Annotated in this window: 23 protein-coding genes and 2 pseudogenes; 13 read left to right on the top strand and 12 right to left on the bottom strand. The window is 68.2% G+C overall.

The genetic code is table 11. The annotated features are described in order from the left end of the window. Window positions 1-5: 5 nt before the first annotated feature. Entirely contained in the window at window positions 6-1,238 is a 1,233-nt protein-coding gene (locus OG798_RS03270; protein ID WP_121418701.1) for a CaiB/BaiF CoA transferase family protein, read from the top strand. 17 nt (window positions 1,239-1,255) lie between these two features. On the opposite strand, the gene OG798_RS03265 is transcribed toward OG798_RS03270, so the two are convergent. Further along, window positions 1,256-1,393 carry a hypothetical protein gene (locus OG798_RS03265; protein ID WP_183127619.1) on the bottom strand — a complete coding sequence of 46 codons (138 nt, stop codon included), beginning with the start codon at window positions 1,391-1,393 and terminating at the stop codon, window positions 1,256-1,258. A gap of 336 nt (window positions 1,394-1,729) precedes the next feature. On the opposite strand from OG798_RS03265, the gene OG798_RS03260 reads away from it, so the two are divergent. Then, window positions 1,730-2,719 (top strand): 3-hydroxyacyl-CoA dehydrogenase NAD-binding domain-containing protein, encoded by a 990-nt coding sequence (locus tag OG798_RS03260; protein WP_328756196.1) that lies wholly within the window; start codon window positions 1,730-1,732, stop codon window positions 2,717-2,719. Beyond that, the gene (locus OG798_RS03255; protein WP_328756195.1) at window positions 2,716-3,621 is read left to right on the top strand and encodes a YncE family protein; all 906 of its coding nucleotides are present in this window, start codon (window positions 2,716-2,718) and stop codon (window positions 3,619-3,621) included. The genes OG798_RS03260 and OG798_RS03255 overlap by 4 nt, the downstream gene beginning before the upstream one ends. Before the next feature lie 211 nt (window positions 3,622-3,832). Here the strand turns inward: OG798_RS03255 and OG798_RS03250 are convergent, their stop codons facing one another. Next, entirely contained in the window at window positions 3,833-4,285 is a 453-nt protein-coding gene (locus tag OG798_RS03250) for an iron chaperone (RefSeq protein WP_097227171.1), read from the bottom strand. A 180-nt stretch (window positions 4,286-4,465) separates the two neighbouring features. On the opposite strand from OG798_RS03250, the gene OG798_RS03245 reads away from it, so the two are divergent. Both OG798_RS03245 and OG798_RS56385 read left to right on the top strand, forming a co-directional pair. Next, window positions 4,466-5,074: a TetR/AcrR family transcriptional regulator gene (locus OG798_RS03245; protein ID WP_121417928.1), complete on the top strand. Its 609-nt coding sequence runs from the start codon at window positions 4,466-4,468 to the stop codon at window positions 5,072-5,074. Beyond that, a pseudogene (locus tag OG798_RS56385) lies at window positions 5,067-5,197 on the top strand (transposase); the annotation flags it as partial. The gene OG798_RS03245 and the pseudogene OG798_RS56385, both read left to right, overlap by 8 nt. Window positions 5,198-5,360: 163 nt before the next feature. Here the strand turns inward: OG798_RS56385 and OG798_RS03240 are convergent. Together OG798_RS03240 and OG798_RS03235 are read right to left on the bottom strand one after the other, a co-directional pair. After that, complete coding sequence (locus OG798_RS03240; protein ID WP_267060315.1) at window positions 5,361-6,143, bottom strand: class I SAM-dependent methyltransferase; 783 nt, start codon at window positions 6,141-6,143, stop codon at window positions 5,361-5,363. Between the two features lie 43 nt (window positions 6,144-6,186). Beyond that, window positions 6,187-7,309 (bottom strand): annotated as a pseudogene (locus OG798_RS03235) (IS630 family transposase). Window positions 7,310-7,401: 92 nt separating this feature from the next. On the opposite strand from OG798_RS03235, the gene OG798_RS03230 reads away from it, so the two are divergent. The 5 genes from OG798_RS03230 to OG798_RS03210 all read left to right on the top strand — a co-directional run bounded on the left by OG798_RS03230 (window position 7,402) and on the right by OG798_RS03210 (window position 10,928). Then, window positions 7,402-7,545: a hypothetical protein gene (locus OG798_RS03230; protein ID WP_328756193.1), complete on the top strand. Its 144-nt coding sequence runs from the start codon at window positions 7,402-7,404 to the stop codon at window positions 7,543-7,545. 105 nt (window positions 7,546-7,650) lie between these two features. Beyond that, a complete protein-coding gene (lexA, locus tag OG798_RS03225; RefSeq protein WP_443053700.1) occupies window positions 7,651-8,361 on the top strand; it encodes a transcriptional repressor LexA in 711 nt (236 codons plus the stop codon). 92 nt (window positions 8,362-8,453) lie between these two features. Further along, the gene (locus tag OG798_RS03220) at window positions 8,454-8,669 is read left to right on the top strand and encodes a hypothetical protein (RefSeq protein WP_328756190.1); all 216 of its coding nucleotides are present in this window, start codon (window positions 8,454-8,456) and stop codon (window positions 8,667-8,669) included. 8 nt (window positions 8,670-8,677) lie between these two features. After that, window positions 8,678-8,836, top strand: a complete 159-nt coding sequence (locus OG798_RS03215; protein ID WP_328756188.1) for a hypothetical protein — start codon at window positions 8,678-8,680, stop codon at window positions 8,834-8,836. A 388-nt stretch (window positions 8,837-9,224) separates the two neighbouring features. Next, window positions 9,225-10,928 carry a 3'-5' exonuclease gene (locus tag OG798_RS03210; protein ID WP_328756187.1) on the top strand — a complete coding sequence of 568 codons (1,704 nt, stop codon included), beginning with the start codon at window positions 9,225-9,227 and terminating at the stop codon, window positions 10,926-10,928. Between the two features lie 337 nt (window positions 10,929-11,265). On the opposite strand, the gene OG798_RS03205 is transcribed toward OG798_RS03210, so the two are convergent. Continuing rightward, a complete protein-coding gene (locus OG798_RS03205; protein ID WP_328756186.1) occupies window positions 11,266-12,210 on the bottom strand; it encodes a DNA polymerase Y family protein in 945 nt (314 codons plus the stop codon). A 523-nt stretch (window positions 12,211-12,733) separates the two neighbouring features. Continuing rightward, window positions 12,734-13,171, bottom strand: coding sequence for a winged helix-turn-helix transcriptional regulator (locus OG798_RS03200; RefSeq protein WP_328756185.1), 438 nt, complete (start codon window positions 13,169-13,171; stop codon window positions 12,734-12,736). Window positions 13,172-13,430: 259 nt separating this feature from the next. On the opposite strand from OG798_RS03200, the gene OG798_RS03195 reads away from it, so the two are divergent. Next, window positions 13,431-14,411 (top strand): nitrilase-related carbon-nitrogen hydrolase, encoded by a 981-nt coding sequence (locus OG798_RS03195; RefSeq protein WP_328756184.1) that lies wholly within the window; start codon window positions 13,431-13,433, stop codon window positions 14,409-14,411. A 154-nt stretch (window positions 14,412-14,565) separates the two neighbouring features. Here OG798_RS03195 and OG798_RS03190 read toward each other — a convergent pair whose 3' ends face one another. After that, entirely contained in the window at window positions 14,566-15,444 is an 879-nt protein-coding gene (locus OG798_RS03190; protein WP_328756183.1) for a PIG-L deacetylase family protein, read from the bottom strand. Window positions 15,445-15,761: 317 nt separating this feature from the next. On the opposite strand from OG798_RS03190, the gene OG798_RS03185 reads away from it, so the two are divergent. Beyond that, window positions 15,762-17,216, top strand: coding sequence for an MFS transporter (locus tag OG798_RS03185; RefSeq protein WP_328756181.1), 1,455 nt, complete (start codon window positions 15,762-15,764; stop codon window positions 17,214-17,216). Between the two features lie 104 nt (window positions 17,217-17,320). On the opposite strand, the gene OG798_RS03180 is transcribed toward OG798_RS03185, so the two are convergent. After that, on the bottom strand, window positions 17,321-17,737 hold the full coding sequence (locus OG798_RS03180; RefSeq protein ID WP_328756180.1) for a VOC family protein: 417 nt from the start codon (window positions 17,735-17,737) through the stop codon (window positions 17,321-17,323). Window positions 17,738-17,923: 186 nt separating this feature from the next. Between OG798_RS03180 and OG798_RS03175 the strand changes: the two genes are divergently transcribed. Further along, entirely contained in the window at window positions 17,924-18,382 is a 459-nt protein-coding gene (locus OG798_RS03175) for a winged helix-turn-helix transcriptional regulator (protein WP_328756179.1), read from the top strand. Between the two features lie 110 nt (window positions 18,383-18,492). Here OG798_RS03175 and OG798_RS03170 read toward each other — a convergent pair whose 3' ends face one another. From OG798_RS03170 to OG798_RS03155, 4 genes are all read right to left on the bottom strand, one after another. Continuing rightward, window positions 18,493-18,903, bottom strand: coding sequence for a hypothetical protein (locus tag OG798_RS03170; RefSeq protein ID WP_328756178.1), 411 nt, complete (start codon window positions 18,901-18,903; stop codon window positions 18,493-18,495). A gap of 115 nt (window positions 18,904-19,018) precedes the next feature. Further along, window positions 19,019-19,840, bottom strand: a complete 822-nt coding sequence (locus OG798_RS03165; RefSeq protein WP_328756176.1) for an alpha/beta fold hydrolase — start codon at window positions 19,838-19,840, stop codon at window positions 19,019-19,021. Between the two features lie 129 nt (window positions 19,841-19,969). Further along, the gene (locus OG798_RS03160; protein WP_328756175.1) at window positions 19,970-20,770 is read right to left on the bottom strand and encodes an alpha/beta hydrolase; all 801 of its coding nucleotides are present in this window, start codon (window positions 20,768-20,770) and stop codon (window positions 19,970-19,972) included. Window positions 20,771-20,850: 80 nt separating this feature from the next. After that, entirely contained in the window at window positions 20,851-21,906 is a 1,056-nt protein-coding gene (locus tag OG798_RS03155; protein WP_328756174.1) for an MBL fold metallo-hydrolase, read from the bottom strand. Window positions 21,907-21,914: the final 8 nt, after the last annotated feature.

Genomic DNA, 21,914 nt, shown 5'->3' with positions numbered 1-21,914 from the left:
CGACGATGACCACCGAATCCGTCTTCACCGGTCTGAAGGTCCTCGACGCGTCGACCTTCATTGCGGGACCGGCCGCAGCCACTGTGCTCTCCGACTTCGGAGCGGACGTCATCAAGATCGAGCCACCGGGAAAGGGCGACCCCCAGCGAAAGCTGAGCTCCGTGCCGCCCAGCCCCCGGGCACAAGCCAACTACAGCTGGCACCTCACCAACCGCAACAAGCGCGGCATGGCCATCGACCTGAAGTCCCCGGCGGCCACCAAGATCCTCAAACGCCTCGTCGAGTGGGCCGACGTGGTGATCACCAACTTCCCGCACGGCACCCGCGAGAAGCTGCACCTCGGCTACGACGAGGTCGCGGGCTGGAACCCGCGGGTCGTCTACGCCGACATCACGGGCTTCGGGGATGCCGGCCCCGACGCCGGGCAGCCGGGCTTCGACCTGACCGCATACTGGGCGCGCAGCGGGCTGCTGGCCTCCACCCGGGACGCGGGGGCCCCGCCGACGGCCCCGGTCTGGGGCAGCGGCGACTACATGTCGGCGATCGGGATCTACGCGGCGATCGTGACCGCCCTCTACCGCCGCGAGCGGACCGGACAAGGAGCCAGCGTCGGGACGTCACTGCTCGCCGAGGGCGTTTGGGCCACGGGAACGCTCGTGGCCGGCGCGCTCGCCGACGGTACGCCGTTCGAGTTGCACGACCGGAAGAAGCCGGCGAACCCGCTGATCAACCCTTACCAGACCGCCGACGGTGAATGGTTCATGCTCGTCACCTCAGCCCCGCACTGGCCGGGACTGACCCGGGCCATCGGGCACCCGGAGCTGCTCGAGGATCCCCGTTTCGCGGACATCGATGGCTTCGTCAAGAACTCCACCGCGCTGGCCGAGCTGCTCGACGCCGAGTTCCGTTCGCGGCCCTTCGCCCACTGGAAGGACGCCCTGACGCGGGAACGCGTCACCTACAGCCTCATTCAGACACCGGAGGAGACCGCGCGGGATCCGCAGCTGCGCGCGAACGACATCGTCGTACCGCTGGAAGGAGTCAGTGGGCTGGAGTACACCATCAACAGCCCGGTCAACCTGCGAGGCGTCGCGAAGGTCCCGGCGAAGCGGGCACCGGACCTGGGCGAGCACAACGACGAGGTCCTCGCCGAGCTGGGATTCAGCCCCGTCGAGATCACCGAGCTGCGCGCCGAGGGAGCGGTTCCCGGCCCGGCGGAAGCGGAGGGGGCGCGATGAGCATTGCGCCCGACGCGTCAGGCGTAGTGCTCCACGAGCGCTGCGGCAGCGTGACGACCATCGACGTCACCATCGCCATCAACCGCCCGGCGCAGAAGAACGCCGTCGACCACGAGGGCGCGGTGCAGCTCGCGGCGGTCGTGGGCCGAGGTCATACGTGGTCCCGTGACGGCAGAGGACGAACAGGTCAGGCTGCCGCGCCTACTTGCGCTCCACGTCGCCGCGCGCACTGCCCACGCGTGAGCTGCTGAACGCCGGCGAAGGCAGCCGTCAAGGAGGTCCTGCGCGACATGCATGGCCTGAAGGAGAGCGTCGTGTTCAGACACCAGGGCGAGCTCACGAGCGGGCCGGCTGCGGGCCAGGACGCGCAGGAAGGCGCACGGGCGTTCGCCGACAAACGTGCCCCCATCCGGCGCGGCCGCTGATGCCGGCCATCTCAGCCGCCTTTCCCCCGCAGCCCGTGTCCGACTTTCAGGAGCAGTGAACCAGTCATGAGCGCACACAAGCCCGTCCACCGTGTAGCGATCGTCGGCACCGGCACGATCGGTGCGAGCTGGGCGACGCACTACCTCGTCCGAGGCTTCGACGTCACGGCGACGGACCCCGCCCCCACCGCGGAGACGGCCCTGCGGTCGTATGTGGAGGCGGCATGGGACACGGCGGCTTCGATCGGGCTCGCGCCCGAAGCGTCGCCCGATCGCCTGAGATTCACCTCGGACATGCGGCAGGCCGTCGCGGACGCCGATTTCGTACAGGAGAACGCGCCGGAGCGTCCGGAACTCAAGGTCAAGCTGTTCGCCGACATCGACGACGCCACGCCGCCGGACGCGATCATCGCGTCGAGTTCCTCGGGCATCACGATGAGCGTCATCCAGGCCGAATGCCGACGTCCGGAACGGACCGTCATCGGCCACCCCTTCAACCCGCCGCATGTCGTCCCGCTGGTCGAGGTCGTGGGCGGGACGAAGACCGCCCCGGAGACGATCCGGGACGTCATGTCGTTCTACGCCGCGATCGGCAAGAAACCGATTCACCTCAAGAAGGAGCTTCCCGGGCACGTCGCCAACCGTATCCAGGCCGCGCTGTACCGAGAGGTCGTGTACCTGGTCCAAGAGGGAGTGCTCGACGTGGCGGACTCCGACGACGCGGTGTCCTGGGGGCCGGGGCTCAGATGGGGTGTCATGGGTCCCCATCTGCTGTGGCATCTCGGTGGAGGGGAGGGCGGCATTGAGCACTTCATGGACACTCTGATGCCGCGGATGGTGGCGTCCTGGCAGGACCTGGGCACCCCCGAGTTCACGCCCGAGCTCAAGGAGCAGATCGTGGCCGGCGTCCTGCAGGAGGCGCACGGCGACTCGGTCGATGAGCTGGCCGCCCGGCGCGACGCGATGCTGTCCGCCCTACTGGCCGTGCGGGCCGAGCACGACCCGTCCGGCCCGCGGAGCGCCGCAGTGGGTCGCCAGGCGAAGGAGGAATCGTGACGCGGCCCCAGGAAAGACTGTTCGTGCTCGAGGCCAGCAGCGGCGGTCGCCTGTTCTCCGCGAACCCCGACGGCTCCGACAAGAAGGTCATCGTCACCGGGTGCAGGATCCCCGACGGGGTCGCCGTCGATGTCCAGGCCGGGCACATCTACTGGACGAACATGGGCCGTCCGCCGGAGAACGACGGCTCGATCGAACGCGTGGACCTGGACGGAGGCAACCGGACGACGATCGTCCCGAGCGGTGGCACGCATACGCCGAAGCAACTCCACTTCGAGGCGGCCGGCCGGAAGCTGTACTGGGGTGATCGCGAAGGCATGCGCGTGATGCGCTGCGACCTCGACGGCCACAACGTCGAGACCCTCGTACAGACGGGACAGGGAGAGGACGACCGCCGCGAGGAGACCAAGTGGTGCGTGGGAGTCGCCGTCGACCCGGTCGGCGGACACCTCTACTGGACACAGAAGGGCCCGAGCGACGCGGGACTCGGGAAGATCCTGCGAGCCGGAATCGACCTGCCCGCTGGGGAAGCTGCGGCCGAACGCGGCGATATCGAGGTGCTGTTCGAGGGGCTGCCCGAGCCGATCGACCTGGAGCTCGACCTCACGCGGCGCATGCTGTACTGGACGGATCGCGGCGACCCGCCGCGGGGCAACAGTGTGAACCGCTCGCCGTTGGACGCGCCGGAAGGGCAGCGGACACCCGAGATCCTGCTGACCCACCTCATGGAAGGCATCGGCCTCGCCCTCGATCCGGACGACGGCCGCATGTACGTGACCGACCTCGCCGGGAACGTGTACGCGGCCGACCTCGACGGATCGAACCGGAGCGAGATCCTCATCCTGCAGGGCAACCTCACCGGCATCGCCCGTGCCGTGTTGCCGACCGGAACGAAGGGATAGGCCGTGTCCGACAAATCCCGCCCGAATCCCGCTCGGCGTGCTCCGGGCGGACGGCGCTCCTTGCCGGACACGGCCGAGCCAGTAGGCGGAACTCGACACCTGCTGTGCTCAGCCTCGTGCTTCGACGCCGTCAGTGAGGAGGCGCAGCAGATGCCGTATCAGTAGCGCCAGACCGCCGAGCGCGCGAGAGGCCGCAGGCCCCGGGCGCGGCTCAGCTCACCGCCTGCTTCACGAGCGCACTGATCCGCACCTCCACCTCGGGCGTCACCTCGGTCAGGGCGAAACCTGCCGCCCACATCGTGCCCTCGTCCAACTTCGCCTGGTCGCTGAACCCGAGCGTCGCGTAGCGCGCCTTGAACTTCGCCGCGCTCTGGAAGAAGCAGACGACCTTGCCGTCCAGCGCGTAGGCGGGCATGCCGTACCAGAGCTTCGGCGCGAGGACCGGGGCGCCGGCTGTGATGACGGCATGGACGCGTTCGGCCATGATCCGGTCCGAGTCCTGCATCTCGGCGATCTTCGCGAGCACGTCCCGCTCCGCCTCCGCCGCCTTGTCCGCGCGCGTGCCGCGGCGCGCCGCGGCCTTCAGCTCTTGGGCGTGGTCCTTCATCGCGGCCCGTTCCTCGGCCGTGAATCCCTGGTGTGTGCTGCTGTCGGTGCTGGTCATGGCAGATCTTCCTTCGTTGATCCGATGTGGCGGGTGTTGATCTGATCCGGCGGCATCTCGGGCGTCTGTGGCGACACGCCGTCACTCCAGCATCGGCACGCAACGTGCCGATCGATACCGAATGCTGCGCCCAGTGCTCGGCCTTGTCAACGGCACGCCACGTGCCGATAGGATGGGAACATGAGCGACACGCCCGCTACCCCACGCCGTCGAGGTGCCGCGCGCACCGAAGAGCTGCTGCGGGTAACCCTCGACCTGGCTGCGGAGGTCGGGTATGCGGGCCTGAGCATCGAGGCGGTCGGCCGGCGGGCCGGGGTCGGAAAACACACGATCTACCGGCGCTGGCCCTCCAAGGCGGCGCTGCTGCTCGACGCGCTCAGTCGCGTGTGGACCAGGGACCTGGACTACCGCGACACCGGGGACGTCCGAAGGGATCTGCGCGAACAGTTCCTACGTTCCGGCTTCGCGCTCTCCAGCCCGCCGATCGGCCCCATCTACCGCGCAGTTATCGCGGAAGCGCAGGCTGATTCCGCGCTGCGGGCGACCCTGCACGAACGATTCCTGGCCACCGTCGAGCAGAGCACCCTCGATCGGATCACCCGCGCCCAGCACACCGGTGAGCTGACCGCGGCAGCGAACCTGGAATTCGCCGCCGAGGTGCTGTGCGGCACTCTCTACTACCGCAGCCTGCTGTCGACCCGCCCCATTGACGAGGCCGCGATCGACGGACTGCTGGACATGTTCATGGCCGCCTACGCAACCACCGACCAAAGCCTGTCTGATCAATGAACTCGTCGTACGTCGTGGAGAGTCGACGGATGTGGCGTGGGAGCGGACAGCGCCGCTGCTGCCGGGTGTTGACCGGCTGGGTGTCCGTGATGGGACCACCGACAGGTGATCGACGGTGTGCTGAGTTGGTCGACGGGGGGGAACGTCCCCGCGGGTGCGGGGAGCAGCGGCATATGCCAGTGCGTCGCAGGGCGTGCACGGGAACATCCCCGTGCTGTGACCGGCAACGTTCACCGGTTTGCCATGGATGAACGGAAAGTTAGGCAGGGCGGAGCCGATGTCTGGGCTACTGCGCTGAGGGAGCGCGCTGTGCGGTGAGCACGGGCTGGTAGTACCCGCTGGAGGCCGGGCTGTGCCAGGCGATTTTGGTGAAGCCGGCTTCAGTCACGAACTCTGTCAGCTGCGGGGGCGTCAGCGCCCAGTGGGTGGTCCGGCGGACTCGGACCTGCCAGGTGTTCTTCGCGGGGATGAGCTGGAAGTGCTCCAGGTCGTAGCGTTCGCCGTCTTCGTGCCAGTGCCACAGCTGGAAGGTGATCGCTTGGCCGTCGCGTGTTTGGGAGACCTGGGGAGGTGTCGACGTGGTTCTGGTCTGGCGCGTCTCGTCATAGGCCCGGACAGTGATCGTCAACAGTCCGTCGTCTCGGAGTACCCGTCTCATGCCGAGGAGTGCCGCCCGGAGATCTTGCCCGGAGAGCAGGTGCGTGAGCGAGTTGTCCGCGCAGAGGACGACGTCGAATGATGTTTCTTTGAAAGGCAGTTGGCGCATGTCGGCCGCAGCGGCCGGAAGTCGGCTGCCCCGGGCCGCCGCCTCGGCGGCGGCGCGCGCGGCGGCGACCGGGCTCAGGTCGCTGCCGATTACTTGGTGCCCGGCCAGGGCCAGGCCGATGGCCTGGGTGCCGATCCCGCACGAGCAGTCCAGAACGGTGTGTGGTCCCGCGCCGAGAGATTGGCGCAGGAGCCCGCCCAATACTCCGGCCTGGTAGGCCATGCTCGCGTCCCAGTCCCGGAACATCAGGTGGTAGTCGTGGGCCAGATCGTCGTAGAAATCCCGCACGGAGGGCTCGGACATGTATCCCACCGTAGTGCGTGGCCGCCGGGGGGTGCGGGCAGTTTTAGGCAGCGGCTGCCTGTCTTCGGCCGCCCCAGCGGATGCCCTTCTCGCTGCGGATACGGGCGCGTTCGCGGCGTTGGGCGGCCAGCACGTTGGGGTGGCGGGCGTTCGCGTTGCGCCAGCGGAGGTAGGCGTGCAGGGCTCGGGTCTGCGCGGTGTGGTTGCGGTGGTTGGAGTTGGCGATGGCGAACTGCCGCAGCGGTCCGAAGTGGGCCTCGATCGGGTTGGCCCAGGACGCGTAGGTCGGGGTGAAGCACAGCTCGACCCGGTTCTTCTTTGCCCAGCGCCGGATGGTCTCGCCCTTGTGGGCGGACAGATTGTCCAGGATGACGTAGATCGGGGCCCCGTCCGGCCGGACCGCCCGGATTGACCTCAGCGCAGCCAGGGTGTTCGCGGCGCCCTTCTTGCGCCGGTTGACGCCCCAGAGCGTGTCGTCGCCGACCGAGTAGCAACCGTGAAAGTAGCGCACCCCGTGAGTACGGTGATAGGTCGCGGGATGCCGCTCGGGCCGAACCCTGTTCGGCCCAGCACGACCCGGAGGTGGGCCTGATGCCGAGCGGGCCGAACTCGTCGAACGCGAAGACGCGGTCCGGGAAGTGCTCCAGCACGTACTCGATCCGGTCGAGCTTGGCGTCACGCTCGGGGTCGGGGGATTCCTTCCAGGTGTTGGTGCGCTGGAAGGTGACGCCGCGGCGGGCGAGCAGGCACCGTAACGCCTCGCGGCCGATCCGGATCACACGGCCGTGTACGCGGCGCAGGTAGGCGGCGAGTTTGCGGAGTGACCAGCGGGTGAAGGGCTGCCCGAGCTTGGTCGGTCGGGTGGTGGCCGTCTGGACGACGAAGTCCTCGTCCTCAGGACTGAGCAGGCGGGGACGGCCTCCCGCCCTCCGAGGGTCCAAGCAGGCCGGACCGATCTCGTTGAACCGGTGGATCACGTCCAGGACCGTGTCCTCGTCGGCCTGCACCAACTTCGCGATCACCGGCACCCGGTTCCCGCCAGCCGAGGCAAGCAACATCATCGCGCGCCGGTAACGCACCGCACTGGTGCTGCCCCGGCGCACGATCTGCTGCAGCTTCTGCCCCTCCTGATCAGTCAACCTGCGCACACGGACAGGCTCAGCCACCACACCCCCAGCGGTCAGATCGGACGTCACCGCTCATCCCACCGCTCGCACACCCAACCCGGCGAACCTACGTGGTCAGAGCACTAGGTGACATGGAGTTCCGGCACATCCAGGTCCTGGCAGGCTTCAAGGAAGTCGGCAGCCTGCGGGCCACGCGCGGCCTGTACTGGAAGGCGGACAACCTGCGCGAGCGGATGGCCGACGAGCAGTCCTTCCTGGCCCTGGTGGCGCACTGACACGCCTATGGAAGGACCTTCGACCCACCCCGAGATCAAGCGGACCGCACCTTCTTCGTTCCCCGGGATCCGAAAGGGTGTTCCATTTGGGGGAGATCGCGGGTTATGGTCGCGACCTGCGAGATCTTGTACGGAGGTGCCGGGATGGAGAACAGCGCGCCCGCACGCCCGGGCCGTCCCCCGGGCCCTCGGACCGCCGAGGGAGAGCTGACGAGCCGCCAGTCGGCCATCGTCCGTTACATCACGGAGTCGGTCGCCCGGCAGGGCTACCCGCCGTCGATGCGGGAGATCGGCAAGGCCGTGGAGCTCGCCAGTACGTCCTCGGTCGCCCACCAGCTGATGGCCCTCGAGCGCAAAGGCGTTCTCTACCGTGACCCGCACCGTCCCCGCGCCTACCGGGTGCGGCCTTCCTGGGCACCCGACCTGGGAGGCAGGAGCGAGGCGCCGGTCCACGTGCCGCTCGTCGGACGGATCGCCGCCGGCGCACCCCTGCTCGCCGAGGAGATGGTCGAGGACGTCTACTCCATGCCCCGCCAGGTCGTGGGCGACGGTGACTTGTTCGCCCTGACCGTGGTTGGCGACTCCATGATCGACGCGGCAATCTGCGACGGCGACATCGTCACCGTGCGGAAGATGGACAGCGCCGACCACGGCGACATCGTCGCTGCCTTGCTGGACGACGAGGCCACGATCAAGGTGCTGCGCCGGCAGGACGGCCAGGTGTGGCTGATGCCCCGCAACCCAGCCTACGAGCCCATTCCCGGTGACCAGGCGCAGATTCTCGGCAAGGTCGTCGGCGTCCTGCGCCTGCTCTGAGAAGTCCAGCGCTGCCTGTGTGACAACGGGTACGCGGCGCGAGGCCGATAGCGTGGGTCAGGGGCAGTCGGGCATCTGCGAAGGGAAAGACCGTGACCATGGTGGGGAGCCGCTGGCCGAGGGTTCTCGAACGGCTCGCGCATCAACTCGACGAAGCCCAGGCGGCCCACCGGCCCGTGCACGAGGCAAAGGCAACCGCGAGCCGTCAGGGGCCGAGCAGGACCGACCTTGAACCCGCCGAGTACCAGCGCCTGCGGCGCGCGTACGTACGGACCCCCGATTACAAGGCGGCGAGCCGCGTGGTCTGAGCCCGGAGTTGAGCCGCCGCGCCAACCTCGCCCTCGGACGCGGCAGCGGCATCCAGCCCTCCCGGATGGAGGAGGCCGACCAGCTGCACACCGACTACTTTGCCGTCTGGGACCGATCCCGCGCATACACGGCCGCCGTCCTCGCCGTGCTGCGTGCCCACGTGTAACGCCTGCTCGATCAAAGTCACAGCATCCCGCGACGACTTCACCCGCAGATCGGGCGTGGGGGCAACTGGTGTGGCACCGTGGATGCAGACGTGGTCCGTCACTCCCCCCGTGGTGGCGGACCACGCCTGTCTAGGTGGCCGACGGGTCGGCTCCGGCGAAGGGGCCTCCTCGCGGACCTGCCGCAGATCGGTATACATCCGCAGCCGCACGCCGGGCTGGCCGGCATCGCGCGCTCCTCTACCCATCCGCCGGACACGACGGCGGCTGCTATGGCCCGTGAGTGAGTCGCTGCGTCGGCCCCGTCTCCGCGCTCGCAGGGAGACTCTGACCAGTGCCGTCTGTTGTTCGGGACTATGAGCAGCCTGTGACTTCCGGCATCATCACCGGATGAGCGACGGCCTCGTGCCCGCCGCCGTCCCTGCTGCTCGGAAGGCGCCACCCTTGTTCGTCCCGACCTACCTGACCCGTCGTTCCGACGGGCTCGATCCCCGCGCGCTCCAGTACACCGTTTTGGACTTGGAGACGACCGGCACGCGGACCGCTCACGGGGACCGGGTGTGCGAGGTCGCGGCAATCCGGATGAGCGCCGACGGCACGGTGCTGGAGGAGATGTCGACCCTGGTGCACCCCGAGCGGCCGATCCCCTCCGGCAGCAGGCAGATCCACGGCATCGACGACGACATGGTGGCTGAAGCCCCACGGTTCGCCGAGATCGCTGGCACGCTCCTCAGCATGATGCGGGACACGGTCGTTGTGACCCACAACCGCTCCTTCGAAGAGGAGTTCCTGGACAGCGAATTCGCCCGCGTTGGCCTCGCAGGGCTGCGGATCCCTGGCCTGTGCACCCTCACAACCGTCCGCAGCCACACGGACATGCCCGCATACAGGCTTGCCGGAGTCGTCAAGTCTCTGTCCGGCACATGGCCGGTGCGGGAGCACAGCGCCCTGGACGACTGCCGCAACACCGCTCGCGTGCTCTCGACGCTGCTGGCCGCCAGTCCGACCCGCCTCACCTGCACCCCAACGGCCGGCGTGAGGCCGCTCCCCGAGCTGCCGCCCGCTCAGCGGCTGCTCCCACGCATGGAACCAGTCCGCTCCGGCCCCTACACCGGGGTGGGGAACCTCGCGCAGTTCCTCCCCACACACCCCGCCCCCTCCGGAACCGGGGAGGAGTACACCGCCCTCGCGTTGGCGATGGCACGCAGCAAGTCGCTGAGCCAGCGCGACGCCCAGCGGCTGGCGTCCGCAGCGAAGGCGGCTGGACTGACCCGGGACACGCTCGTAGATGCCCACCTCGCGCTGTGGCAGGCCCGCCACGATGCTGTCCCCGCTCCGGTCAGTGCGACGGACGCACGGGACCTGCACCATCTCGCGGCGGCGCTCGGCGTGACGGAACAGGCCGCAGCCCAGCTTCCACCCGTCACCTCGGAACTGAAGGGCTGGCGGATCGTGCCGCTCGGCACTGCCGGCGACGTCCGCGAGGCGGCCTCGTGGGCGGCCTGGCACGGAGCCACGATCGGCGTACGCCCGTCCAAGACCACCCGGCTCCTGATCGCGGAGCCGGACACCGAGGTCGCGCGGCTTCCGCTGGCCGGCAGCAGCCCGATACCCGTTTTGGCTCCCGCGGCGGCGAAGGCGTTCCTGGGTGCCCGGATCGCCGACGCACGAGCCGAGGCACAGGCCAAGCCCGCCAAGCGCGAGGACCTGCCGACCGACCGCCTGGTCTTCGCGACCTCACTGCTCAGCGAGGTCTGGCGCCTGCACGAACTGCCGTGGCAGGCGACCCAGGGGACGTTCATCGACTCGGTCCGGTGGCTCGTGGAACAGGCATCGGACCCCGCGGCACGCTTCGCGTCCTGGGAGCACAGTGGCGGCAAAGTGCGCCTGCGGGTCAAGCAGGCGCGCGTTCCCGCGCACCGCCGCCACCTCGTCGCCGAGGCGCTGCCTGTGATCCAGAATCAACTGCGGCAGGCAACCGTCGTGCGCAGCAGCCCAGCCCTGCGCGAGCTGGTGAACCCGGCGGGCGACCGCGCAGGGCTGGTGCCGCGGCTCGTGGCATGGCTCAAGGACTACGCCCGACAGGGACTGTGATCTCACAGCCCGGCCCCGGCCAGAACGCCGCACGACGAGCCGGATGTCCCGGTACGCAGTGTGACGCTGTCTGCTCTCGCCTCAGCCACCGAGGTGGGACAAGGCTTTGCGTCGGCTGCCTGCCGGTGCCCACCGGTCACAGGCGCTGGTCTGCCCAGGTGGCGGGTGTTCGGGCCGGAGCGGCCTGACCTGGACCGACCACGACGGCACGCGCCAGGCGTCCGCCGTCAGCTATGACAAGACCAGTGCGGAGCACCGCAAAGAGCACCTGGAGGCGCCGGCCGTACGAACGTGCGGTGCCATCCCCAGACCATCTGAGGGGAAGCTCGAAGGCTCGCTACTGCGGTGGCCTCGCCCTGCCAGGACGCTCTGAGGGCGGCGCGGTGATGGCGAGGACGGCGGGGTAGATCACCTGGTGCCCGTAGCGGGCGCGGGCACGATCGGCGACAGCTTCGATCGCGAGGGGTTTGTCGTCGCTCGCGTCAAGGGTGAGCTGCCGGGTGGCCCGATCGGCGGGCTGAAGGGCGTCGGCACGCAGCGCGATGCTGCGGACCCGGGCGCGCTGGAGACCGAGGGAGTCGTACAGCGTGTACGCGGTCCGTGCCAAAAGCATGGTGTGCTGGGTGGCTTCGGGCAGGGTCCGGCTGCGGCGGGTGGACGTCAGATCGGCGTAGCGGATCGTGCAGGACACGCCGGTGGCGATCTGGTCGGTGGCGCGGAGGCGGGCGCCGAGGTCGTCGGCGAGGGCGTGCAGGATGCGCCGGTGGGCGGCCGGGTCGAGTTCGTCCCGGGGGAAGCGGTGCTCGGTGCTGAGGCTCGCTGGGGCCGGGGTGGGGTCGACGGCCGTGGTGTCGTGGCCGCGGGCGTGCTCGTAGAGGGCGCGGCCGGCGCGGGCGCCGAGGAGGCGCTGCAGTGTGTGCTGCGGGACGTCGGCGACGTCGCCGACGGTGTGCAGTCCGTACTCGCCCAGCAGTGCGGCGGTCTTCCCGCCTACGCCGGGAAGTTCCCGCACGGGCCGGGGCCGAAGGAAAGCCGCGATCGCCTCGGGGGAGTCGTCGATGACGGTGCGCCGCCCGAGCGGCGTGAGGGCGCAGGCCATGGCGGCGAGCATCGGGGTGCCGGCCACGGCCGCCGCGCTGCGCACCCCGAAGTAGGCGAGCACGCGGAGCTGGACGAGTTCGGTGATGCCGCGGGCATCGCGCTGCCACCATCGGGTTGCTCCGGTGAGGTCGAGGAGGGCACCGTCCTCGAGCAGTTGCACGCGCGGCGTGAAGTCTTCCATCAAGCGGCGCAGCCGTTCCGGGAGGTCGGCGTCGCGTCGGGCGGCAGGTCGAAGGAGAGGCGGAGAATGCTGCGGCCGCTCATCATGATCACCCTGCACTTCCCGGGTTCACCAGACGCTTCAGTGTGTCTCGGATGATGGCCGCGCGCGGGCAGGAGACGTGCAGGTATGTCATGGGTGATTGCTCCCTTGCCGTCCCTCTCCTCCGGTGCCTGCTCTTCACCGTAGACCGTGTTCGAATATTTGTGCGAATACGTGAGGCGCTTTTGGGTGCGGCTGTCTCTTACGGGTGAGTTCGCAACGTTGCCGTGGTCGCTTCCGTACTGGTCGGACAGGGTGGCTGTCGGGTTTCTCGATCTGCCTAGTCGCCCGGGGGCGGAGTGCAGCTGTTCTTCACGGATCGGCGAACGGCCTGGAGGGCGGGGACCGTCGCTCGGCGTGGGCCATGCGGGGCCACGGCAGTCGGGCGGTGACCCACCGGTCGGGGCGCCAGTCGCAGGGATCGCGATTCGGCTCCGGGGCGTCAGCAGTCCTGGGACGCGCGGTGGACGGAGAACTCGCCAGACCGGATCGGTTTCCCGCAGGCCCGGCAGTGGACCTCGGCGACGAACACCTCGCCGCAGACGTCGTGGATGAAGTCGACCGGAGGCAGGTCATCCCCGCCGTGGGCGTCGCCCCACCGTTTGAGCACCAGGACGACCTGCCCGAGGTCGCGACCCTTCTGGGTCAGCTCGTACCCGGCCAGCCGGCCCTTCTCCGGTGAGCGGGGCCGCAGGATCCCGGACGCGGTGAGTTTTCGAAGCCGGGAGGACAGGACGTCTCTCGGTGCTCCCACTGCTCGCAGGATGTCCGTGTAGCGCGACGCTCCGAAGGCCACGGCACGCACGATGTGCAGGGACCACCGGTCGCTGACCGCGTCGAGCGCGGCTGCCAACGAATCCCGCTTCGGTTTGTTTTCCAAACCAGGATGTGTATGCTGCGATTGGTTTGACATTCAAACCATATTAGTCGGAGGGGTCGTCGAATCACCACCGGCCGTTCCGGGAACCCCCGCTCAGCGCAGTGCAGGACCTGTTCGTCGGGGCCGTGATCGCCGCCATGCCGGCTCACGACATGTCCCCGCGATCGACCAGGTCCCGGCGCTGTGCGGGTTCGTCTACCTGAGCGGGCCCACTCAGAGCCTCAAGTGATGACCCCCCATACCGAGAAGGAACCGCACCATGACCGTTGTGAAGGCTGCCGCAGTCCAGATCAGCCCCGTGCTCTACAGCCGCGCGGGTACCGTCGAAAAGGTCGTTGAGAAGATCCGCGAGCTGGGCACGAAGGGGGTTCAGTACGCGGTCTTCCCCGAGACCGTCATCCCCTACTACCCGTACTTCTCCTTCGTGCAGGCGCCCTACGCCATGGCCAAGGAGCCGCTGCGCCTGCTCGAGGAGTCGGTGACCGTGCCGTCCGCCGAGACCGATGCCATCGCCCAGGCCGCGCGAGAGGCGCACATGGTCGTATCGATCGGCGTCAACGAGCGTGACGGCGGGACCATCTACAACACGCAGCTCCTGTTCGACGCGGACGGCACGCTGATCCAGCGCCGCCGCAAGATCACGCCGACCTATCACGAGAGGCTCGTCTGGGGGCAGGGCGACGCCTCCGGCCTGCGCGCGGTGGACAGCGCCGTGGGCCGCGTCGGCCAGCTTGCCTGCTGGGAGCACTACCAGCCCCTGGCCCGCTATGCCCTGATCGCCGACGGCGAGCAGATCCACGCCGCGATGTACCCCGGTTCCTTCGGCGGCGCGCTGTTTGCGGAGCAGATCGAGGTCAATATTCGTCAGCATGCCCTGGAAGCTGCCTGCTTCGTCGTCTGCGCAACCGCATGGCTCGACAAGGACCAGGTGGGGCGCATCGCCGAGGACACCGGTGGTCCCGCGCTGTCCGGGGGGTTCTTCACCGCGATCGTCGATCCCGAAGGACGCGTTCTCGGAGAACCGCTCACCTCCGGCGAGGGCGAGGTCATCGCCGACCTGGACTTCGGACTGATCGACCAGCGCAAGCGCCTGATGGACTCGCGCGGCCACTACAGCCGCCCTGAACTCCTCAGCCTGCAGATCGACCGCACACCGACAGCCCATATCCACGAGCGCGGTGCTCAGGCTCTGGTCCGCAGCGCTCGTGCGGTGGAAGAGGGCTCTTCCACCGCGGAGTGAGCCGCTCCTGGCCGTGCTGCTCCCGCGCCCGCCGCGGGAGCAGCACGGCCGGCCGCCGCGGGAGGGGTCGGCCGTGGTGAGGTCGGCCGTGAATACCCATCCGCACGGGTGCCCCCGGCATCCGCGGCAGGCCCGGGACGGCGGGAGGCGGAGATCAACCGCCCTCGACGCCCTGGAAGAGGTCGTTCTCCTGCTCTCCGCCAGTCCACGGTGGGTCGGCTCGTACGTACTCCTCGACAGGGTTCTCACGACCGGTCAGGCTCAACATCCCCAGCAGGGCCTGAGCGTCCGACTGGCTGGCGTGTGCCGCCAGCGCCCGAAGCTTCTGGTCCCAGAACCCGGAGATGTCCACGACGGTGGTGACGTCGTCATCGTCAACGCCCATGTCCAGCGGGGGAGTCCAGGCGTCAGGACCGAGGGAAGCCTGCGCCAGGGTTCGTACCGCCGCGAGGCGGGAGACGGAGAGGGCGATGTGGTACAGCTTCGGCAGGCGCCGGCCGGTACGCGTGCCGGCACCTCCCTGGACAGGGAAGCCGCCGGCCGTCCGAATGCGCTCGAACGCGGCGGTCGTGAGGTCGTGCGTACGGACATGATCCGGGTGGTTCGAAAGCCCGTTGGGGGGATAGGTCACCAGGACATCCGGCCGGTACTCGTGCATGAGGGCTTCGAGCTGCCGGACGACCGGCTCGCCGTCGAGCCTGCTGAACGCACGAGGGTCGATGTCGTCGGGGGAGTCGGGCAGCCCGGAGTCCGGATGGTCCAGCCGAATCAGGTGACTCACACCCAGTGCGGCACCGGATATGGCGAGCTCGTGGGCGCGCCGTGCGGCGACCTCCTCGGGCCGGTGGTCGTGGTGGCCGGGTTTGCGGCCGTCGACTCCGTCACCCTGTCCGCCATCGGTGCAAGTGACAAGGACTGTCCGGACGCCCGCAGCCGCGTATCGCGCGAGTGTGCCGCCTGTCTGGCTGGCCTCGTCGTCCGGGTGCGCGTGCACGACCATCAGCGTCGGCCGGCGGGTCTCCGATGTATTCAATGTGAGCGCTTCTCTCTGGTGCGACGGAACTGGATCGATACGTGTCGTATCGATGTGTGTCGCCGCTTCGCTTGACAGCCGTTACTGGACCTGTGTGTGACGTACCGACAGATTCGGCGGGAACCGGAGCGCGGGCAGATGCCACGTCGGCCGATTCCGGGCGGTGAAATGGGCTGCCCGGCCGGTCGCTTCCAGTCGATCATTCACCGCCTCCTCATACGGCACTGCGAGATTGAATGGTTTGAGTTTCAAACCGTGCACTGTTACCGTACCCGAGCAAGTTGCAGCTCACAACAAGACATGAGGAGTTGTGTACGGTGAACAATGCGCAGCCCGCCCCCGCGGGGGAGAACCAGAACACTGTCGACGACAGCCCCCGGGATGAGGGGCCCGCGAACAATCGACGGGCTGGTTGGGTGTTGGCCCTGGGCAGCCTCGGCGCTTTCGTGGTTTTTCTCGACACCACGATTGTGAACATCGCCTTCCAGACCATCAGCCACAGTTTCAACACCACAGCCGGGCATTTGGCGTGGGTTCTCAATGCATACAGCCTGGTGTTCGCGGCGATGCTCATCCCGGCAGGCCGGGTAGCCGACCGCTACGGGCGCAAGAACATATTCATCGTGGGCATCACCGGATTCGCGCTCATGAGTGCGCTGTGCGGGCTGGCGCCGAGTGCGGGAGTACTGATCACCGCCCGCGCGCTGCAAGCGGTCTTCGCCGCCCTTGTCGTGCCGTCCTCGCTGGCGCTCGTCCTTCACGAGTTCCACGCCGCCCGCCGACATGTCGCAATCGGCGTCTGGGGTGCGATGGCCGCCGCGGCGGCAGCGGTCGGTCCCACGCTCGGAGCGCTGCTCACCGAGTACGCGTCATGGCGATGGATCTTCCTGGTCAACGTGCCGATCGCGGCAGTGATCGTGGCGCTCGGCAGACGTCTGCTCCACGAGTCCCGTGACCCGCAGGCCTCCGGCCTTCCCGATCCTCTCGGGGCGCTCCTCGTGGCAGCGATTCCTGCGCTTCTCAGCTTCTCCATCATCGAGGGACCTTCTCGTGGATGGTCCGATTCGTGGGTGGTGATCGGATTCGTTGCGGCGGCCCTGGCTCTTCCCGTCTTCCTGTGGCGTACATCGAAGGCCGCACGGCCGGTGATGGATCTCGCGCTCTTCAAGGAGCGTCAGTTCTCGGAGATCAACACCGCGACGCTCCTGTTCTCGACAGCGTTCTTCGGCCTTCTGCTGGCCAATCTGATCTTCCTTCAGGTGGAATGGCACTACTCGGTACTGCGCGCAGCGCTCGCCAGTTCCGCCGGGCCGATCGTCGTCACCATCATCGCGCGCTCCACGACCAAGCTGGCCACCGTTGTCGGACATCGACGCGTACTTTTCGCAGGCGCCGTCGCCTGGACACTCGGCTGCCTCGGCTTCGCTCTTTTCGTCGACTCCTCGCCGCACTGGGTGGCCCACTGGCTTCCGTGGACTCTGCTCACCGGACTGGGTATCGGTCTCACCCTGCCTGTGCAGTCCGGCGCTGCTGTCGCGAAACTTCCCCCGGCGCAGTTCGCCGTCGGATCCGCGATCAACTCCAGTTTCAGGCAGCTCGGGGCAGTTCTGGGAGTCAGCATCTTCGTCGCTCTCCTGGGAACTTCGAAAATGGGCCCCGGAGTGGACAATTTCCAGCACATCTGGTGGGTCTTCGCGGCTCTCGGCCTCGCCGCGGGCGTTGTCCAGGCCCTGCCGCGTCTGAGGTCGGTTTCCGCGCCCTCCGCGCGCTGAGGATCCCGCCGTTCGCGGCAGAAGAAACTCCTGCCCGAGACCTCGAATTCCGATCTCGGGCAGGAGGGCCGATGACGCCATGGTGAGCGTGAGGTGACGAACCCTCAGGAAGGTGAGCTCGCCGTCACGTTCACCAGCCAGGAGGTCCCGAACCTGTCGACGCACTGTCCGTGCAGCGCGCCCCACGCGGACTTGGCGAAGGGCACCGTCACGGTTCCGCCGTCGGAGAGCCGGTGCCAGTAGGCGGTGAGGTGCGTCTCGTCGCCTCCGAGGGCCACGGAGAAGGAGCCGCCGGGTCCATGTGCTTCCGGGGTCGTGGTGTCCGATCCCATGAGGGCGACGCCGACGGCGCCTTTCAGCATCGAGTGCGCGACCAGGTTCTCCTGGCCGGCGTCCTCCGCGCGGTGCAGATCCGCGTACGTGGTGATGTCCAGGGTGCCGCCGAAGACCGAGTGGTAGAACTCCATCGCTTCCCGCGCGTTGCCGCCGAAGTTGAGGTAGGGAGTGACTCGAGCAGTCATGGACCGTCCTCCAGTTTAGTTTGGTTTTCAAACCATAATAGCGCGGGCAGACCGCCTCCGAGGTGGCCCGCGGGGCACTCCGCCCAAGTTCGCCGTGGCGCGAAGGCGAGATCATCCCGGCTTGCGCAGAATCGCGGTCCGCAATGAACGGTTTGATACACAAACCGTAAGTTGATACGCTGAAACATGCCCGATTTTCCCGAAGTCCCCGGAAGGCCCTGCGCGGTCGCGGCCACGCTGGAGCTCGTCGGCGACCGTTGGTCGTTGCTGATCGCCCGCGAGATCATGTTCGGCAACCGGCGCTTCAGCCAGATCGCCCGCAACACCGGAGCACCGCGCGACCGTCTCGCCGCGCGACTCAAATCTCTCGTGGCCGAAGGCATTCTCGAAAAGCACGAGTATCAGGCCACCCGATTCGAGTACCACCTCACCGAGTCGGGCAGAGAACTCCTACCCCTGCTCGTCAGCCTCCTGGCCTGGGGCGACCGATGGGCCGTCGCCGAGCCGCCCATGATCCTGGAACACCATGGCCACCGGGTCCGGCCGAGCACTGTGTGCGGCGAGTGCGGAGAAGCGATCGGCAGCGGAGGGCTTCACTGGACGCCCAACACGCCGGGATGGTCGATGGCGGGACCCGAGGCCTGACGGGCCGGACGCCGCGGGGAATTCCTCTCGTCACCGGTTGCATCACACATAAGGCAGTGGTCGCACGGCCGAGACCCCTCGTGATCGGCACCCAGCAGAGCGCCGGCGGGTCACCCTCCGCGTTGCCGACGGCTCGGCTTCTTCGCGGCCATGGTCTTCTTCGGATTCGACTCGGGCATCTCATGGACCTCGTCACGGCTGTCCTCACCGCGTGCGGCCTGCGCCTTGCGGACGCTCTCCTGCAGGGCGACCATCAGGTCGACGACCCTGCCCGTTTCCGTCGGCTCCGCGGGAGCCCTGGGCGGTTCGCGGTGCTCACGCTTCGCGTCGAGCATCTGCTCCGCGGCCTCCGTGTAGCGGTCGGTGAACTCGTCTCCGACGAGGTCGTCGCGGGTCATCCCGGCGATGAGCTGTTCAGCTTCCGAGATCTCCGCATTGGTCACCGTCACCGCCTCCGGGGCCGGCTCGGCAGGTGAGGCGAACTTCGCCACAGCCACCTTGCTGCTCCGCTCCAGCGCCATGCGCAGCAGCTTGTAGGACTCGGCCGGGCCCGGGCGGAGAGGCCGCGGCTGCGCTGTGGAGGGGTGGCGAGGCGCACCGCCGGGGGAGGTTCGGTGCGCCTCGCCGGCTTGTGGGTCAGTGCCGTGCAGCGTCCGTGATCAGGTCGGTCACGACGTCCGGCTTAGCGACCATGGACAGGTGCGGGGCGTTGACCTTGACGGTGTGCGCGTGTGCGCGGTTGGTCAGGTACGTCTGTTCGGCAGGCGGCAGCACCTTGTCGGCGGTGCCGATCAGGGCCCAGGAGGGGATGCTCTTCCAGGCGGGTGTGCCCGAGGGCTCCTCGAGAGCGCTGGCGGCCAGCGGGCGCTGGGAGGCAGCGAGGACGGCTGCCTTGTCCGGGTCGATGCCTGCGGCGAAGATCTGCGGGAAGAGTTCGGGCTTGACATAGAGGTCGACGTTGCCGCCGCCGTTGGGGATGGGCACGAAGTTGAACACTGTGCTGGGATCGGGCACGTTCAGTGCCGATCCTTCTTCGGCGCCCGTGAGCTGTCCGAGCGTCTCACCGGCGTCGGGAATGTAGGCGTCGACGTAGACCAGGGACTTGACGTTCTTGTTGCCCGTGGCGGCGTTGGAGATGACCATGCCGCCGTAGGAGTGACCGACCAGGACGATGGGGCCGTTGATGGTGCTCAGGTAGGCCTTGAGGTTCTCGGAGTCCGTCGCGACTCCTCTGAGGGTGTTGGGCGGAACCTTGACGGTGTAGCCCTGGTGCTGCAGCCGCTTGGTGACGGCGTTCCAACTGGAGCCGTCCGCCCAGGCCCCGTGGACCAGGACGATGGTCGGCCGGACGTAGTGCGTAGGGTCCGAGGCCTGGGCGGCGCCTGCGGGGTCGGCTATCAGGACCAGGGCGCCGGCGGCTGCGGCAACCGCGGCAACGACACTGCGAGTGCGGTTCATGATGTCCGTTCTGTTGCTTATCGGAGCGTTGGCTCCTCCAGGTGGCGTCGGTACCGGCACCTGGAAGTCTTCCTCGGCGAACGTTCTGCAGGTCGCCGTCCTGCCTTCGCGGCCCAAAGTGCGAGGCGGTCAGTAGCCCTTTCGCTGCAGCCACTTGAGAGAGAACTCGGCCACCTCACGCCATCCGTGGTCGATGGTGAGGGAGTGGCCGCGGTCGGAGAATTCCTTGAGTTCGGTGACGGCCTTCGAATGCCGGTACTGCTTGAAGGTCGCCCTCGAAATGGCAGGGGGAACGGTGTGGTCCTTCCCTCCCGTGATCAGCAGCAGCGGGCCGCGGTCGTCGTTGCGTGTGTCGACCTTGAGGGGCGAGTTGGGCGAGAAGTTCATCACTGACGCCTCGAACAGTGGCTTGGCCGGGCCGGGGATACTCCACCGCTGGTGGAGTGCATCGGACTCCAGTGCGCTGACGGCGTTTCCGAAGCCGTAACGGAACTGCTCGCGCGTCAGAGAAACGGCACGCTTGCTGTTGGCTGGGTTCTTCAGACCGGGAAATGCGCTGCGCAGCATCGCGAGCGGCACCGGCCTGACGCCCTTGATCTGCGCGGCGTCCACGGCGACGGCCGCGGCGGCCCGGTTGAGACCGAGGAGCTTTTCGGTGACGGCTCCGCCGAAGGAGTGCCCGATGATGATGGGCCGCGCCTCCAGGCCGTCGATCAACTGCTCGTAGTGGGCGACAATCGCGCCGAAGCTGTGGCCGGCGAGGGCTTCGGGGTGACGTCGGGTCTCTTCGACCGTCGCGGCCTGGCCCGGCCACCCCGGCGCTATCGGGTCGTAGCCGGCGTCCCTGAAGAATTCCATCCAGGGTGCCCACGACATGCTGTGGACCCAGAGGCCGGGGATGAAGACGACGGGCGTACGCAAAGAGGGCATGACGTGTTCCTTCGGGTGGGATGTGCGAAGTACGGCGGGCGCGGTGTGCCCTGCGGGTGCTCTCTTGCGGCGTAAAGGTGTCAGGTCCGGGTGAGGCGGTACGTGGTACCGCTGCTGCTGGCGATCCACGCATCGGGCAGGGCTGCGGCCAGGGCGTGCTGGGCCCGCCAACCGGTGCAGTGCCCCGGTGCGATGAGATGCGGGGCGATGTCGCTCAGCGCGGCGATCGTGGGCGCGATGACGGGTTCGAAGGCGGGCCCGCTCAGGTGAAAGCCGCCGAGCAGAGCGTGGAGTGTTGCGACGCCGGTCAGCCGCTGGGCGTGGCGCACGATGTTGATGACCCCCGCGTGGCCGCATCCGGTCAGGACGACCAGGCCGCGGTCTTTGAGATGGACGACAAGAGCCTGATCGTCGATGACGCGCGGGTCGTGCTGCCAGCCGTCGCCGTGCCACGCCTGGTGCGGCGCCGGCATGCCGTGCTCGAAGTCCGTGGTGCGGTCCACCTCGCCGGTGATGAGAACGCTGCCGTCAACCAGCAGCGAGGGCTGTGTGCGTTCGATGACCTCGAAGCCCTCGCCGGTGAGAGCCTTCTTGCTGAGAGTGGGCATGTCGAAGGTGCTGCGCGCATCCTGGATGCGGCGCCGGGTCCAGGCATAGGGGTGGACAATCATCGGCATCCTGCTGCTGCCGAGCCTGCTGGCAAGGCCGCCGAGGCCTCCTGCGTGGTCGAAGTGGCCGTGGCTGAGGACCACGCCCTGCAGACCGTCGAGGCGGATGCCGAGGCGGTCGGCGTTGGTGATGATGCCCGAGGGCGACAGGCCCGCATCGAACATCAGCGTCGTCTCCTGGTCGCCGCGCCGGACGGCGACCAGGGCGGAGAACCCGTGCTCGGCCAGTAGACCCACCGCGGTCTGTCCCGTTTCGAACTGACCGGCCGGGGTGGCCGCCGGTCCGAAGCCGGTCCTGGTGGTGTGGCCGTCGCCGACGAGCAGGGCGTCGAAGGTGTTGTCCATCAAGACCGTGACACGGACCTCGTCAACGGGCTGGAGGGTGATCGGGTCCACGGCGCTGCCGAGTACGGGACGCGGGGCGGAGAGCGCCGCGTCGTGCACGGATGCGTGGGTGGTGTCGCACATGACTGTCC

This window comes from Streptomyces sp. NBC_00271 (assembly GCF_036178845.1).
GTDB lineage: Bacteria > Actinomycetota > Actinomycetes > Streptomycetales > Streptomycetaceae > Streptomyces.
This window is presented reverse-complemented; position numbering and strand designations above follow the sequence as displayed.